The 16,382-nt window shown below is 40.6% G+C and carries 14 protein-coding genes; 5 read left to right on the top strand and 9 right to left on the bottom strand.

Features of this window, described 5'->3' with window-relative positions:
- Positions 1–38 precede the first annotated feature (38 nt).
- Entirely contained in the window at positions 39–890 is an 852-nt protein-coding gene (locus ACYVIL_RS19940) for a MurR/RpiR family transcriptional regulator (protein WP_303473998.1), read from the bottom strand.
- 287 nt (positions 891–1,177) lie between these two features.
- Between ACYVIL_RS19940 and zwf the strand changes: the two genes are divergently transcribed.
- Genes zwf through ACYVIL_RS19915 form a run of 5 tightly spaced genes read left to right on the top strand, consistent with a single transcriptional unit; the run spans position 1,178 to position 6,808 of the window.
- Positions 1,178–2,671 (top strand): glucose-6-phosphate dehydrogenase, encoded by a 1,494-nt coding sequence (gene zwf, locus ACYVIL_RS19935; protein WP_303473999.1) that lies wholly within the window; start codon positions 1,178–1,180, stop codon positions 2,669–2,671.
- 1 nt (position 2,672) lies between these two features.
- Positions 2,673–3,365 (top strand): 6-phosphogluconolactonase, encoded by a 693-nt coding sequence (gene pgl / locus ACYVIL_RS19930; protein WP_460314445.1) that lies wholly within the window; start codon positions 2,673–2,675, stop codon positions 3,363–3,365.
- 8 nt (positions 3,366–3,373) lie between these two features.
- Entirely contained in the window at positions 3,374–5,209 is a 1,836-nt protein-coding gene (edd, locus tag ACYVIL_RS19925) for a phosphogluconate dehydratase (RefSeq protein ID WP_303474002.1), read from the top strand.
- Entirely contained in the window at positions 5,199–6,152 is a 954-nt protein-coding gene (locus tag ACYVIL_RS19920; RefSeq protein ID WP_303474003.1) for a glucokinase, read from the top strand. Before edd ends, ACYVIL_RS19920 begins: the two co-directional genes overlap by 11 nt.
- A gap of 5 nt (positions 6,153–6,157) precedes the next feature.
- A complete protein-coding gene (locus tag ACYVIL_RS19915) occupies positions 6,158–6,808 on the top strand; it encodes a bifunctional 4-hydroxy-2-oxoglutarate aldolase/2-dehydro-3-deoxy-phosphogluconate aldolase (RefSeq protein ID WP_303474005.1) in 651 nt (216 codons plus the stop codon).
- A 114-nt stretch (positions 6,809–6,922) separates the two neighbouring features.
- On the opposite strand, the gene ACYVIL_RS19910 is transcribed toward ACYVIL_RS19915, so the two are convergent.
- The 8 genes from ACYVIL_RS19910 to ACYVIL_RS19875 all read right to left on the bottom strand — a co-directional run bounded on the left by ACYVIL_RS19910 (position 6,923) and on the right by ACYVIL_RS19875 (position 16,142).
- A complete protein-coding gene (locus ACYVIL_RS19910) occupies positions 6,923–8,290 on the bottom strand; it encodes an MATE family efflux transporter (RefSeq protein WP_303474006.1) in 1,368 nt (455 codons plus the stop codon).
- On the bottom strand, positions 8,287–9,513 hold the full coding sequence (moeA, locus tag ACYVIL_RS19905) for a molybdopterin molybdotransferase MoeA (RefSeq protein WP_460314442.1): 1,227 nt from the start codon (positions 9,511–9,513) through the stop codon (positions 8,287–8,289). The genes ACYVIL_RS19910 and moeA overlap by 4 nt, the downstream gene beginning before the upstream one ends.
- Before the next feature lie 156 nt (positions 9,514–9,669).
- Positions 9,670–10,527 (bottom strand): TraB/GumN family protein, encoded by an 858-nt coding sequence (locus tag ACYVIL_RS19900; RefSeq protein ID WP_460314440.1) that lies wholly within the window; start codon positions 10,525–10,527, stop codon positions 9,670–9,672.
- A gap of 289 nt (positions 10,528–10,816) precedes the next feature.
- On the bottom strand, positions 10,817–11,026 hold the full coding sequence (locus tag ACYVIL_RS19895) for an EF-hand domain-containing protein (RefSeq protein WP_303474009.1): 210 nt from the start codon (positions 11,024–11,026) through the stop codon (positions 10,817–10,819).
- Between the two features lie 367 nt (positions 11,027–11,393).
- Positions 11,394–13,154 (bottom strand): sugar phosphorylase, encoded by a 1,761-nt coding sequence (locus ACYVIL_RS19890; protein WP_303474010.1) that lies wholly within the window; start codon positions 13,152–13,154, stop codon positions 11,394–11,396.
- Positions 13,155–13,172: 18 nt separating this feature from the next.
- On the bottom strand, positions 13,173–14,396 hold the full coding sequence (locus ACYVIL_RS19885) for a glycosyltransferase family protein (RefSeq protein WP_303474011.1): 1,224 nt from the start codon (positions 14,394–14,396) through the stop codon (positions 13,173–13,175).
- Positions 14,389–15,231, bottom strand: coding sequence for an HAD-IIB family hydrolase (locus ACYVIL_RS19880; protein WP_303474012.1), 843 nt, complete (start codon positions 15,229–15,231; stop codon positions 14,389–14,391). The genes ACYVIL_RS19885 and ACYVIL_RS19880 overlap by 8 nt, the downstream gene beginning before the upstream one ends.
- The gene (locus ACYVIL_RS19875) at positions 15,228–16,142 is read right to left on the bottom strand and encodes a kinase (RefSeq protein WP_460314437.1); all 915 of its coding nucleotides are present in this window, start codon (positions 16,140–16,142) and stop codon (positions 15,228–15,230) included. Before ACYVIL_RS19875 ends, ACYVIL_RS19880 begins: the two co-directional genes overlap by 4 nt.
- Between the last annotated feature and the right edge of the window lie 240 nt (positions 16,143–16,382).

The raw sequence follows: 16,382 nt of genomic DNA, 5'->3' as shown, positions 1-16,382 counted from the left end.
TAAAAATTTGATGAAACTTAAATGACACTTTGTTGTAGCTACTCATCTCTTTTTTCAAATCTAGAGCCTCTGAGGGTATCTTTTACCCGTTTAAGGTTTTCTCTAAACTTACCGCCGCGCCTTAACGTAAAGCCTGTAGCAAGAATATCAATTAGAATTAATTGGGCGATTCTGGATGCCATTGGCATGTACATATCGGTGTCTTCGGGAACTTCTAACGACAACACTAAATTACATTCTTTGGCTAGGGGGCTATTTTTCGAGGTGATACCCACAACAGTTGCATCATTTGCTCTGGCGATATGAGCTATTTCCACTAAGCTTTTCGTTCTGCCAGTGTGGGAGATTAACACCACAACGTCATCTTCTGTGCTATTCATGCAACTCATGCGCTGCATTAAAATGTCTTCGAAATAAACGACTGGCACGTTAAATCTGAAAAATTTATTGAGGGCATCATGGGCAACAGAAGCACTGGCACCTAATCCGAAAAATGATATTTTCTGCGCCTGAGTGAGTAAATCAACGGCACGATTAACGGTATTAATATCCACCGATTGTCTCGCAACCTCTAGTGATGCCATGGTTGATTCGAATATTTTTTTAGTATATTCGTCAGGGCCGTCACTTTCCTCCACGTGTCTATTGACATAAGGCGTTCCGTTGGCAAGACTTTGGGCTAAGTGTAATTTGAAATCTGGAAAGCCTTTGGTATCCAAACGGCGGCAAAATCGGTTGACGGTAGGTTCGCTAACATCTGACATTTTAGCAAGGGTAGCTATACTTGAATGTATTGCAGTCTGAGGATTGTCGAGGATAATATCCGCTACTTTTCTTTCAGATTTACTAAAAACAGACTTATTTTGTGTTATTTTTTCAAGAATATTCATCGGTGCATAAATCTTATTGTTATGTTTTGACTTAAAATAATCGGCATTTAATACTCATTTTGCCGCTTTGTTACTGTAATTGTTGTAAGTTTTTATCAAATTAGCCAGCATTTTTTATTAGCTTTGGTAAAATAAACATAATATTTGTAATTAAACAAGAGTCGTAATGTGTTGTAATATTACAACATATAATGTTAAATTTTAGATCAATTGTCATAATAATACGTAATTCATGTGTTGTAATTACATTTTATTAGTGTTCATTCTTCTCTACAAAGGTTATTAAAATGGTATTGGAAAATTCTATTGAACCATGTGATTTTGTCCTTTTTGGCACAAAAGGCGATCTAGCCCGCCGTAAATTATTGCCGGCTTTATATCAATTAGAAAAAGCAAACTTGGTGCATGCCGATTCACAAATTATCGGCGCCGCCCGTCAAGATATAAGTGATGAAGAATACGTTGAAGATGTAAAAAATAGTATCGTTGAGTTTAGTGGCGAAACCATATGTGAAGAAACTTGGGAGCGCTTTGCAGAAAAGCTCCAGTATGTGTGTGTCGATATGAAAGACGTCGACAACTACCCAACATTTAAAAAGCACATAGATAGTTCGCGTACCATGGTCTGCTACTTAGCAACTCCGCCTTCTATTTTTGGTGATATTTGTAAAGGCTTGCACAATGCGGGTGTTATCGATTCAAGTGTTCGCGTGGTGCTTGAAAAACCCCTAGGTCATGACTTGCAATCATCCAAAGTGATCAATGATCAAGTGGCAGAATTCTTCGACGAAAAGCAAATTTATCGCATTGATCATTACTTGGGTAAAGAAACAGTGTTAAATCTGGTTTCATTGCGTTTTGCTAATTCAATTTTTGCCACTAACTGGGACCACAACTGCATCGATCACGTGCAAATTTCTGTGGCCGAATCAGTGGGAATCGAAGGCCGTTGGGGTTACTTTGATGAAGCAGGACAAATGCGTGACATGGTGCAAAACCACTTGTTACAAATTCTCACGTTGATTGCAATGGAGCCTCCCGCTGTATTGGATGCCGACAGCATTCGTGATGAAAAGCTCAAAGTTCTGAAAGCACTTAGACCTATTACCGCAGCCAATGTGCAAACAGATACCGTGCGTGGTCAATATGTTGGCGGTTTTGTAAAAGGGAAAGAAGTACCGGGTTATCTGGATGAAGAAGGGGCGAATACTAAATCTGAAACAGAAACCTTTGTATCTCTAAAAGTACATCTGGATAATTGGCGTTGGGCAGGGGTTCCTTTTTACCTGCGCACTGGTAAACGTTTACCCAGTAAAACCAGTGAAGTGGTCATCTATTTTAAACGTCAGCCTCACAACTTGTTTGGTGAAAGTTTTGCGCAATTGCCTCCTAATAAACTGACCATACGCTTACAACCTGATGAGGGTGTCGAAATCACCGTCATGAATAAAGTTCCAGGATTGACCAGTAGTGGATCTATGGACTTACAAAAGTCGCGCTTGAACCTTAGTTTCTCAGAAGAGTTCAAAGACGATCGAATTGCCGACGCATATGAAAAATTATTGTTAGAAGTGATGATCGGGAATCAAGCACTATTCGTTCGACGCGATGAAGTTGAACAAGCTTGGACTTGGGTGGACGGAATTTTCCGAGCTTGGGGAGCGAACAATGATTTGCCTGAACCCTATCAAGCGGGAACCTGGGGACCTGTAGCATCAATAGCGCTGCTAGCTCGAGACAATCGTGCTTGGTATGAATCTCGAATTGGGAAGAAAAAATAATATGGCGTTAATTGAAACTAAATTTTCTTCTGTTGAAGAATTGAATGAAGATTTTTCAGCGCAAATTGCAGACATTTTAAAAAGCGGGATAGCTAAAAACGGTCGTGCTAGCCTTGCGGTTTCTGGCGGGCGTACCCCAGCAAAATTGTTTAACCAACTTTCAACGCAAACACTGGAATGGGATAAAGTTGACGTTACCTTAGTGGATGAGCGTTGGGTGGAAGAAAGTGATCCTGCAAGTAATGCTGCTATGGTTAAGCGTGAACTACTCATCAATAACGCGGCAGCAGCGAATTTTTATGGTTTAAAAACCTCGGAAGGCGATGCCCGTAACGCAGTGTCTTTCCTAAATGAAAACCTAGCTAAAATAAAAACGCCTTTTGATGTTTTGATTCTTGGCATGGGAGAAGATGGTCACACAGCTTCATTGTTTCCATGTTCAGAACAAATAGAGCAGGGGTTAAATACGGATATAGATAGTGATTATATTGCGGTTACCCCCACCACTGCACCTAATCAAAGAATGTCACTCACCTTAAAAAGTATTCTTAAAAGCGAGAATATCTTTTTGCATTTAGTTGGTGAATCTAAAAAACGTATTATCGACATTGCGCAGCAAAGTGATGACGCCTTGGAAATGCCTATACGAGCCGTCTTTAATAATACTGATGTGAAACTTATTTGGGCTGCTTAGGAGAACATATGAATTCTGTGATTCAAGAAGTAACCGAACGGATTATCGAAAGAAGTCGACAATCCAGACAAAATTATCTCGATAAAATTGAAAGTGCACGCTTGCAAGGGCCACATCGTGGAGTGTTATCCTGCGGTAACCTAGCCCACGGCTTTGCAGCCTGTAATACCGAAGATAAGGCTGATTTAACCAGCTTAACGAAATCTAATATTGCCATTGTATCCTCATACAATGACATGCTTTCTGCTCACCAACCCTATGAAGCGTATCCGCAAATTCTTAAAGACGCGATACGAGATATCGGCAGTGTAGCTCAGTTTGCAGGCGGTGTTCCGGCCATGTGTGATGGTGTTACCCAAGGCAATCCAGGTATGGACTTGAGCTTGATGAGCCGTGATGTGATTGCATTATCTACCGCTGTTGGACTGTCGCATAATATGTTTGATGGTGCTTTGATGCTGGGTATTTGTGACAAAATTGTACCCGGGCTGCTAATGGGCTCTTTGAGTTTTGGGCACCTTCCCACTGTTTTTGTTCCTGCTGGTCCTATGCCATCAGGTATACCCAATAAAGAGAAAGCGCGTGTACGCCAAATGTTCGCTCAGGGGAAAGTAGGGCGCAAAGAATTACTTGAATCTGAATCGAAAAGTTATCATTCAGCGGGAACTTGTACCTTTTACGGGACTGCGAACAGTAACCAATTAGTCGTAGAAGTGATGGGCTTGCATTTACCAGGTTCGTCCTTTGTAAATCCAGGAACAGATCTACGGGATGAACTGACTAAAGCTGCGGCCCGTCAAGTTACTCGATTAACCGATTTAGGTGATAATTATACGCCCATAGGTCATATTGTAGATGCAAAAGCTCTGGTAAATGGTTTGGTCGCTCTACTGGCAACAGGTGGCTCAACTAACCATACTATGCATTTAGTGGCAGTGGCGCGTGCTGCTGGATATGAAATAAATTGGGATGACTTTTCGGATATTTCCAATGCAGTACCATTGTTGACGCGTATTTACCCCAATGGTTCTGCGGATATTAACCACTTCACAGCAGCCGGCGGCATGGCTGTCTTGTTTAAAGAGCTACTCAGCGCAGGATTGTTGCACAATGACGTTAAAACCATCTGTGGCGATGGCTTGGAGCAATATACCAAAGAACCTACTTTAAAAGATGGTGAGTTAACCTGGCAAGATGGTCCGGTTGAGTCATTTGATAAAGAGGTTATTTCATCGGTTGCTAAGCCCTTTAAACCCGATGGTGGTTTATCGGTATTACATGGTAATTTAGGCCGTGCGGTAATGAAAACCTCAGCCTTACGTGAGCCTCATTGCAAAATGAAAGCGCCTGCTGTGGTATTTGAAGATCAATTCGAATTAGCGGATGCCTTTAAAGCGGGTGACTTAGACAAAGATTGTATTGTTGTCGTGCGCTTCCAAGGTCCAGCAGCCATCGGTATGCCTGAGCTGCATAGTTTAACCCCTCCTTTGGGCGTACTTCAGGATAAAGGTTTTAAAGTTGCCTTGGTTACTGACGGTCGTATGTCAGGTGCCTCTGGTAAAGTACCTGCCGCTATACATGTAACCCCTGAAGCCTATCACGGCGGTTTACTCGCCAAAGTTGAAACAGGTGATTTGATTGAACTTAACACTGAAACAGGTGATATGAGTTTATTGGTTGATGCAGAAGAGCTTGCCAAGCGAAAAGCAAAAGTTGCGCAAACCGACAAACATCAGGTGGGCATGGGACGTGAAATGTTCGCCTCTATGCGCAACTCATTAACGGGTGCAGAACAAGGTGCCTGTTCGTTATTTGCGGGTTCAGGAAACCAACATGACCTTTAAGTTTGTCGCTGATGTTGGCGGCACAAATATTCGTATTTGCCAAGTTGAAGAGCATAAGTTAATCAACATAAAAAAATATCTGTGTGCTGATTTTGCAACCATAGAAGATGCTATCAAACATTACTTCAGCGAATTTCCTGAGGTTGAATTTAGTTATGGTTGTATTGCTATTGCCTGTCCTGTAATCGGTGATTGGGTCAAAATGACCAATCACACCTGGGAGTTTTCCATTGAGCAACTAACCAAAGGGTTATCTTTGGATTGGCTGGGGGTTATTAATGACTTCACTTCTGTGGCGCATTCATTGCCGGTGTTAAAAGATGATCAAAAAGTGCAAATTGGCGCTGGTGCGCCAAAATTGAATGCCAATATTGCGGTTTTTGGACCAGGTACGGGACTAGGAGTAGAACATCTAACGTTTACGGATAAAGGTTGGAAAGCACTCGATGGAGAAGGTGGACATGTTGATTTTGCCGCTAATGACGAAAATGAATTCGCTATTTGGCATTACTTGAAAAAGAAATTAGGACATGTTTCTGCTGAAGAAGTGCTGTCGGGAAGAGGCATTGTACATATCTATGAAGGGCTGGCAGAGAAAAAACAGCAAGCAGCGATTTATGCTGATCCAGCCCAAATTACTGAAAAAGCGCTATCGGAAGAATGCGAACTCTGCGTGGAAACATTGCAACAGTTTTGCAAGATTATGGGTAGTTTTGCAGGTAACTTAGCGCTTAATTTAGCAACTCATGGTGGCGTATATATCGGTGGCGGTATTGCTTCTCGTTTTGTTGAGTTTATTAAAAGTAGTAAGTTTCGTGCTCGTTTTGAAGACAAGGGACGATTTAGACATTATGTCTTAAACATTCCAACTTACATCATTATAGAACCTGATCATGGTTTATTGGGCGCAGCTGCCTATTTACAACAGAATCATAAGGAGTAAACATTATGTCATTTAATTGGAAAATGAGTTCGCAAGAAGTATTTAGTCAGGGACCCGTAGTACCTGTATTAGTGATTAAAAACATTGAACATGCAGTACCTGTCGCTAAAGCGTTAATCAAAGGTGGCATTCGTGTTCTTGAAGTGACTTTACGTACAGAGATTGCTCTTGATGTGATTAGAAAAATCGCAGCAGAAGTGCCTGAAGCTATTATTGGTGCCGGCACTGTTACCAATGAAAAACAACTGAAGCAAGTTGAAGAAGCAGGTGCAATTTTTGCTATTAGCCCAGGCTTAACTACTAGCTTATTGGAAGCCGGTAAACGTTCATCCATCTCCCTTATTCCTGGTGTGGCGTCAATATCTGAGTTGATGACAGGATTGGACATTGGTTATACCCACTTTAAATTTTTCCCTGCAGAAGCCTCAGGTGGCATTAAAGCACTGAAATCAATTGGTGGTCCTTTCCCTGACATTACATTTTGTCCGACTGGCGGAATAGGCCCTAATAACTACCTTGACTACTTATCATTGCCTAACGTGCAGTGTGCCGGTGGTTCTTGGTTAGTGCCTGATGATGCAGTAGAAGCGGGTGATTGGGATCGTATCACTGAGCTTGCTAAAGCTGCAGTTGATGGTGCTAAAACACTATCCTAATAGCGTTTTTCGTAATTTAGTCAACAAAAGCTTGTATTGATTACAAGCTTTTTTTATGAACGAAGGCTTAAAAGATGTGCTCTGCAGGATAATATCAAGGTTGTTGTTTAGCACTCAAGCACGTTCGAATACCTCTGGGCTGAGCTTTAAGCGTTTTTGAATAACGTTCAGTCTGATCCCCAACATGATAGCTGCACTGGTTAAACCACAAATAAATCCAATCCAGAATCCTGATGCGCCTAAAGCTGGCACAACAAAGTCGGTTAGTGCCAAAATAATCCCTGTGGGTAAACCCACCCCCCAATAGGCAAAAAAGCAGATGATAAACATGGCTGTGGTATCTTTGTAACCGCGCAATGCGCCTGCGGAGATGGCTTGTATGGAATCAGATAGTTGAAACATTGCTGCTAAAGTCATCAAACTCATGGCCAACTCTATCACTTTTCTATTTTCGGTATACAACATTGAAATTTGTTCTTTGGCGACTATGGTTAGTAATGCTGTGAAGCACGCAATAAAAAGCCCTAACAGGATTGCTGTTTTGGTTGCCAAGGCTGCTCCCACTTGATCTTGTTTACCCCAAAAATGGCCAACTCGTATGGTAGTGGCCATCCCTAAACTTAACGGAAACATAAACATTGTGGCTGAAAAGTTAAGGGCAATTTGATGGGAGGCAACTGTCAGCGGCCCAAGGGGAGATAATAGTAACGCCACTACACCAAATAGAGTGACTTCAAAAAGTAAGGTTAGGGCGATGGGTAGTCCCAGTTTTAAGGTTATATAAATCTGATTAAAGTCAGGCTTCGACCAGCCATCAAATAGATTGCTATTAATACGTTTGGAAAAGTGTATATAACAAGCTGTTCCTATAAACATGGTACAAAAAACTAAACTTGTGGCTAAACCACTGCCGACACCGCCCATCTCTGGCATCCCAAATTTACCGTATATGAAGATGTAGTTGGCTGGAATATTGATAATTAAGCCTAACCCCATAATCAGCATCGTTGGTTTAGTAAACGACAACCCTTCACAGTAGTTGCGAAGAATTTGATAACCCGCAAAAGCAGGCGCTGATAGCACAATATATTTCATATAATCAGTGGTGATTTTGCGTAAATTGTCTTCTATGTCCATCAACGAAAACCAGTATTCGAGATAAAATACTGAAAGGGTAATGCAAAGGGATACTGGGATAATCAAGAAAGTGGCTTGATGGACAGTATATGCCGCTTTCTTCGTTTCTCCTGCACCATGCAATTTCGCGACAATAGGCGGAATGGCCATGGCTAAGCCTTGCACAAAGCATAAAATAGGAATAGTAATACTAAAGCCAATGGCTACCGCGGCCATATCTGTAGCTGAATATCGGCCAGCCATAATGGTGTCAGATACCCCCATAAGGGTTTGTGTTATTTGCGCGATAAGTAGTGGCCAAGTCAGACTGACTAGCTGTTTTAGTTCTATTTTTAAATTAGTCAAAATAATTCAATCTTAATTTTTGCACCTGTTGGCAAGTTAGTTTGATCTTTTTCAAGGAGGATATAGCAATTTGCATTAGCAATGGAAGACATTATGCCTGAGCCTTGGCTACCATTGGGTTTGACCCAATATTCGCCGTGTTCATCTTGATAGGCGATACCCCGTTGAAAGTCGGCGCGTCCAGCTCGCTTATAAATAGGTTCAGCGCACGTAGCGTTGACAGTCTGGGAAAGGGGAGGAGTGCGTCCCATTAATTTATCTAGCACAGGAGTGACTAGTTTCTGAAAAGTGACATAGGAAGATACAGGATTGCCCGGTAAGCCACAAAAAATAGCCTTGTTAATTGAGCCAAATGCAAAAGGTTTACCTGGCTTAATAGCTACCTTCCAAAAGTTTATCTGGCCAATTTTTTGCAAAACTTGTTTAACGTAGTCTGCACTGCCAACAGATACCCCTCCACAAGATAAAATGACATCCGCATTTTCACTTGCGTCCAAAAAAGCCTCTGCAATTTTGTTAGGATCATCTTCAACAATACCGTAGTGGAGAATATCGGCATTCATCTGTTGCAGTAAGCCGTGCAGGGCAAATCGGTTGCTCTCGTAAATTTGCCCGCTTTTTAACTCTTCTCCAGGTGGCACTAACTCATCACCTGTAGCGATTACCGCCACTTTGGGGCGGCGGAAAACAACGACTGATGACTCGCCAATGGATGCTAATAAGGCCATATGAGCAGGGGTTAGCTTTTCACCCGCAGGAATAATTTGTTGTCCAGATTGAATATCTTCACCGGCTAAGCGCACACTGGTACCTGCTTTTACCTCTTGATTTAGAACGATATGACCTTCGTTTATAAGAACATTTTCCTGCATCATCACAGTGTTCGTGCCAGGCGGAAGTATGGCTCCTGTGGTGATGCTAACGCAATGTCCTGCTTTTACTTCATCTTCAAAGGGGACGCCAGCTAACGCTTGACCTTGGATAGACAATTTAGTGCCTACAGGTGAAGTACCATCAACGTGGAATGCAAACCCATCCATAGCCGAATTATTGCTAGGCGGCACTTGGCGATTTGCGAAAACAGCTTCAGCGGTAATACGATTTAACCCATGGAGCACAGAAATTGTTTCGCGCTCAACTAAGGCTTGGCATTGCTTTAACATTTCAACTAATGCTGTTTCAATGGGCATCAAGGTTGGTTTGTTTGAGTCACTGTTTTTCATTCAAATGAACACTAAGGCTAGAAGTAAAAGAGGGCGCTAATATAACGTGATTTTAGTCGCTTACCAAATCAAAATAGCGTAAATGTGAGTTTAGATTGTAAAGAGTGAAGAGGTAGTGAATGCATTTGGAATTCAATCGCTACCCCATTGACGAAGTTAGTATTTCTCGACTTTGTAGCCTTTTTCTTGCAACAGTTTAAGGACGCTTTGATCTCCCGCCAAATGCAAGGCACCAACTAAAATTAACTCACTGTGCTGATTACCAAAAAACTGTTCAATCTTCGGTATCCAATTTTTATTTCGTTGCACTAATAATTGATCATATATCTCTGGATAATCACGTTCCATTTCATCGATACCCAATTCGGCTAGTTTATCTAAATCACCCGTACGCCAAGCTTCAATGAGTTTAGGCATCATCTGTTTAATATTTGCTACGTCTTTTAAACCATAGGCAATCATTGCATCCTCGTCGCCTTTACCCATATCGGCAAGCATTGCCATTTGTTCTTCTGGTTGTTCAAACCAATCAATATGTTTTTGATCGCCAATGCCTTTTACTGAGTAATAGGCGTCGACTCCAGCACTACTTACGCCCATCATCTGCAGCTCAATCATGGATAAGGTGACGGATAAGAAACTGGGCTTTAAGGTTGCAAATTGTTGAATCGACAGGTTGCGTTCTTGCAAATGAACCTCTAGGGCTTTGTAGGTTTTCTCTGATAAGAAATCTTTGATGGTTCTACCATCTTGCAGCAGGATATAGTGCAATGATTGTTGTTGAAATTCGGGGCTGTTCATTCTGCTAATATCCGATTCAAATACAAGGGTATCTGAAGCTTCATATGCTTTTTCGAACTTATCCGGCAAGGGGTAATCCTTTTCACTTAAAACATGAATAGTGCCACCAATAACCACTTGGTCATCGCCTTTACTTACTTTCCATACGGGGGAAGCCACCGTATAAAAAGACTGTAAAAGCATCAAAAGTGACACGAATAAAATTTTGTACATGCTGTAAATTCCTTGAATAATTTCTAAATTAATTGTTTCAAATAGAAGAGGATATTTTAAGATCGAGCTCCTCAGTACAAATGTAGTTGATTTTTTGACCTGAATGCTCATAAAAGTCACTACATTAGGTAAACACGAACTCTGAAATCTATTGATAACATATTTAAAATATTAAAAATATGTCTAAATGGGAACTTTGGGGTAAAATATTTCCAGATAGTTTGGAATAGAAAATAGCAACACCCACGCACGGTCGGTGTTGCCATTGTTTGCCATGGACGCTGAATCGCTAGTGGTCGGCTAATTCGCTTTGGGTAAGGTAACCGTCTTTATTGACGTCTAATTTTGCAAAAACCGCAGACAAAGCAGGATCACTTGCTGCTTCTTCTACACTTATACGACCATCGGCATCTGAATCTAAAATCGATATTTTGTCTTCTTGGGCATAAACCGAACTACTGGCTAAAACAAACGCGCTGATCAGGATAGTTTTTTTCATTTTTCAATCTCCACTTAATTTAGACTTTCGTGTTTTAGATTAATTGTAGGCATTAATTGCATCGCCTTTTAACAAAACAACAATAAGATTTGTTGTGTAAGTGGGGTGTTACACTAACCATGCCAGGTTTAATAAATCAATAAAATACAATGGGTTAGAATGGTTTCGGTGCGGAAGGTGTAAATTATTTTAAAGGTTGCATGTAAAAAACATGTTAAGGTGTGTGCGTTAAGTCACATTAATATTTAGGGTAAAATATTTATCTGTCAAATCATAAAGATAAGGTGGTGCCAAAAAGCAACGCTGCTAAAAAGCAGCTTACTAAAATGAAGACACCACCAATCTTTAAGAGCTCGTTCTAACAATCTTACATACTACGAGTATTACTAATCCAAACGGTTTGATAGGGGCTCAAAACAAAATCGGAGTGATCTAAAATGACTTCGTTTCCTGTGATTAAATCCCACCAACAGTCTGTACCAATTAAGTTAATATCTGACATAACAACTGTTTGATCTGTATCTGTGATATTACTGATACAGAATATACTTTGTCTTCTATCAATACTTTGACGCCAAAAGCCAAATAATTTAGCGCCTAACTGCAAAGTAAACTGGGTCGCGTTAGGGTGAAAGGCTTTTTGATTAATGCGTATAGACAACAAATGATTCATACGCTTTAGAGCAATGGCATGCTGACTATCTTTATTATTCAGCTGGTCTTCCAGTTCCGACATATCCCAACGTTTACGATTAATCGAACGATTTTGACTCGTATTGGTAACCCGCTCATAATCATTTCCTGTTGCTAATAAACTATGCACATACAAGCCTGGGATCCCTTCAAGGGCAAACATAATTTCATGGGCACAAATGAACCTTTCCATGCCTAAATTATCAGGTCCTTTTGTGGTGCCTTTTAGGGCATCAAATAAGGCAATGTTTATCTCGTAAGGTTTCTGTTTACCACCAGGAAGTGTGCGCCAAGACACCATTCCGCCAAAACTTTGCATTGTGTTAACCAGAGTATTAATTTCATTTTCTTCCAGCAGTCCTTCTGCAGGGCGCAGGCCGATACCATCATGGGAAGCAATAAAATTAAAATAAGTCGTACCGTTTTGTGCCGGAGGCATACTCATTAACCAGTTCTTTAAATAAGTACAATCACCGGTGACTAAAGTATTAACCAGTAAAGGCGGCAATGAAAAGTTATATACCGCGTGGGCTTCGTTCGCATTACCGAAATACGTGAGGTTTTCACGATTAGGAATGTTGGTTTCAGTAATGATAATGCAATCGTTTTGTGCGTATTCGATTAAGGTACGAAGTAAGCGAATGACTTCATGGGTTTTTTCAAGATTGATACAAGTACTGCCGGATTTTTTCCATAGAAAGGCAACGGCGTCTAATCTGAAAATTCTCACACCGTGATCTAAATACTGACGAATGATCTCAACAAACGCACTTAATACTTTGGGGTTTTGAAAGTCAAAATCCACCTGATCATGACTAAATGTACACCAAACCTTCTTTGTCCCATTTTCAGTTTTGGTTTCCCGTAATAATTCGGATGTTCGGGGCCTGACAACATTTGAAGTGTCATAATCTTCATCAACCGTAAAGAAAAAGTCACTTCCAGGCCCTTCACCTTTAATAAAATTATCGAACCATGCACTTCGCGATGAACAATGATTAATGACTAAATCCGACATGAGTCGATAATTACTTGAAATTGACTTTATATCTAACCAATTTCCTAATGACTCATTCACACTCGAATAGTCTATTACGGCAAAACCATCATCGGAACTATATGGAAAAAATGGCAATATATGTACGCCATTTATGGTGTCTTTCACATGATTGTTTAAAAATTGGTGCAAGGTAACTAATGGGGTTTGCATTTCAGACTCAATGCTATCCCCATAGGTAATTAATATAATGTCTTTTTCGCTCCAATGATTTTGATGGGGTACAGGTATTTGTTTGTCACAAACCCCATCTAATCTCATTGTGGTGATAAGAGATTTTGATAATTCCTCGCTACTTTGAGGAATATCAACCCCTTGATAAATCACGTCTAAGTGATGTTGTATTTTTTCACACAGCCACGTATAAGCTTCAGACATTGATGTTTCCCCTTACTTTTAATATCGAAACTCTTCGTAATCCAATTCAACGGCATCTTTGATGCGGTCAAGTATATCTGGTACAGCACTTATGACTCGATTCCAACTCGGAATAAAGGGTGTTTCCATTGGATTTTCAAGGAAACTTTGACCGGCTTTCATAATATTTGAAGCGAACATTTCGACCGCTTTTTCTTCTCTATGAATATCAAGCTCAAGACCATTCATGACCGCATCATTGTGATAGGTTTCAACAAAATCTAAGGCGATGCGGAAGTAGGTGGCTTTTAATGTACGGAATGACTCATTGGTGAAAGTGAACCCTTGGGTCGCAAGCTTACGAAACAAGGCCTTAGTAATGTCAATGGACATTTTAGACAACCCACCTTGATCATTGTGTAAAGACAGATCTTGATGCTTGTGATCATAGGTTTCTGCAATGTCTACTTGGCATAATCGGTTGTGGGAGTAGTTTCGGTGCATCTCTGACAATACGCCTATTTCTAATCCCCAATCACTGGGAATGCGAATGTCATTTAACACATCTCGTCTAAAGGAAAATTCGCCAGCCAATGGATATCTAAAACTATCCATAAATTCTAAGTATTCGTTATTACCTACGGTACGTTTTAACGCGCGTAATAAAGGTGTAACTAGTAATCTAGACACTCGACCATTTATTTTTCCATCGGCAACACGGGCATAATAGCCTTTACAAAATTCGTAGTTGAACTGGGGGTGAGCCACTGGATAAATTAATTTGGCAAGTAAACTTCGTTCGTAAGTTAATATGTCACAATCATGCAGAGCAATAGATTCTGTGCGGCCCGTGGCTAGTATATAACCCATGCAATACCATACATTGCGACCTTTACCCATTTCTTTAGGCGCTAGACCCAAATCAGCTAATTCTTTATCAATAGCCTTCAAACGTGGACCATCATTCCATAAAATACGATGGTGTTGTGGAAGTTTGTCAAAAAACTTGATGGCGTGTTGATACTGCTCTTTCGATGCTCTATCCAAACCAATTACAATTTCGTTCAAATAGGGGACTTTGCTGATATTGTCGATTATATTCGGCATAGCCTGGCCTTCAAGCTCTGAAAACAAGCTGGGTAAGAGCAAACCTAAGGGGCGTTTTTTTGAAAAAGCCAACAATTCAGACTCCATTTCTTCAATGGGACGGTTTGAAAGTTGGTGTAAAGTTGTGGTTATTCCGTTTTGATAAAAATCAGCCATTTTCTGGCTCCTTTAACGTTATATTTAAGATTTGTTGAAGACATTCAGTCCAACCCTCAGGTCCTTCGAGTTGGCTATCAAACACATTTTCTGTGCGTTGTAGTTGAGGATAGTCGTTAACAGGGGATTTTATGCGTACTGCTATATCGGCTGCATCCAGCATAGCTGCGTCGTTCTGGCCATCACCTAATGCAATTGAAACCCAATTGATATCGGGATATTGTCGTTGTAACTCGCCCACAAACCAATTTAGCGCAGCGCCTTTATCTGTTTCTCCAGAAATATGAATGAAGCGTCCACCTATCAGGGTTTTTGCTCCGAGTTGTTGGACACAATGGATAAACTTTTTCTTTTGTTCTTCGCTCCCCAGCCATAAAACCGGTTCACCATATAACCTATTCGAGGCTCGTTTAGCCTGCTCTGGTTCCAAGCCCGTAGCATCACATATTTCCCGAAGTGTCATTTTAGAAAAGTGAGTGAATTGGCCAACAAAGTCGTTTTCAATTTTCTTTAGCAAACTCAACCAATAACTCTTTTTAGAAGTAAAGTTACGCACCCAATTTTTACCTACCCATTGGGTATTGGCGGGCTTTTTCTTAAAGAACCCGTGGGGGATATGGATCGCCGCGCCATTTTCGACAATAAAGGGTCCTTGAATGCCTAATTGGTCAGTTAATTCCTGCATTTCATCATAGGTTTTACTCGTGTTCGGGATGACAGGAATATTGTTGTCTTTTAAAAAAGAAAGCATTGGTTGTGCTGCTTCGTGACTGTAAGAGTGATGATCCAGTAAGGTGCCATCCATATCGGTGAAAATGACAAACTGGTCGCTCATTTTACCCCCTTTACGTTGATAATTTTGCGTTGCTTATCTAAATCAAATACCACATCACATGAGTCAGCCAAGGTTGCTAAACTCTGCTCAGTAAGTCTTTGATAGTGCTGAATAAATCGCTTGATTTCGTTTGCCGACATAATTCCACTGTTAGCTTCTGGATCAGAAGCAGTTGCTAATTTTTGAATAAGCTTTTGTTCTTGTTGTAGTCGCCAGTCAAAAACACACTCAAAAGAGGGAGCCTTTAGCATTATCCAAAAATCCATTAATTGATATAAGTTTTGGTATTCTGTTTGTAGTTGTTGATTGACATAGGTTCGCCAAGCATTACCTTTATCCTCTTCTGATTCTAACGTATTGATCGGTACGCTGAGCTGTTCATCCGTTTGTGCAGTCACGCCCCAGCACCAACCTTCCATCAATACAATATCCACAGGCTTTTCGATAATTGGCCACTCTTGCTTGGGGAAAGGGTCATCAGTTGCTTTATTAAATCTCGGAATAGCAAAGCCAGTTTGCTGATCTTTCAACCCAAGTAAAACCTGTTTTAACAAGTTCGTATCATGGGTTCCTGGCACACCACGGGTTGCCAACAATGGATGAACATTAGCCGCTAATTGTTGTCGGTGAGTTTTTGAATAGTAAAAGTCATCTAAGGAGAGATTAATAACGTTTAATTGCTTAATCTCGATTAAATAGGTAAGTAAAAGCTCGGTGAGAGTCGATTTTCCGGAGCCTTGGCAGCCATTTATGCCGATAAAAATCGGTCTTTTTGCACTATCGTGGTGCGCTTTAAGTTTTTCAGCTAATGGAATGAACCATGTTAGCGCAACTTCGCCAAAGTTCGTATCGAGTTGGTGTTTTTCGATAAAGGCTTCAAGTAGCCTTTTAGATTCTGGGGTTACCTTCAAAATTGGCCTTTATAGAGTAAATAATTAATTGGAGTTTTTATTATCATCAAATAGAACTTACAACAAACGTGCCAATATAGTGCTAATAGCGTCTAACAACTGCAGCAAAAATACATTTTTAATAAAGAGCACGTAAAGCATTATTAGAAAATATAAACTATTTGCGTTGCACCTCCATAGTGAGGTTAAATGACATTATCATCAATGCTATACTAATGTTAAGTGGTTACTTAATTTAGT

Source organism: Aliiglaciecola aliphaticivorans (assembly GCF_054782055.1).
Note: the sequence above shows the minus strand (reverse complement) of the source record. Positions and strands in the feature narration are given on the sequence as shown.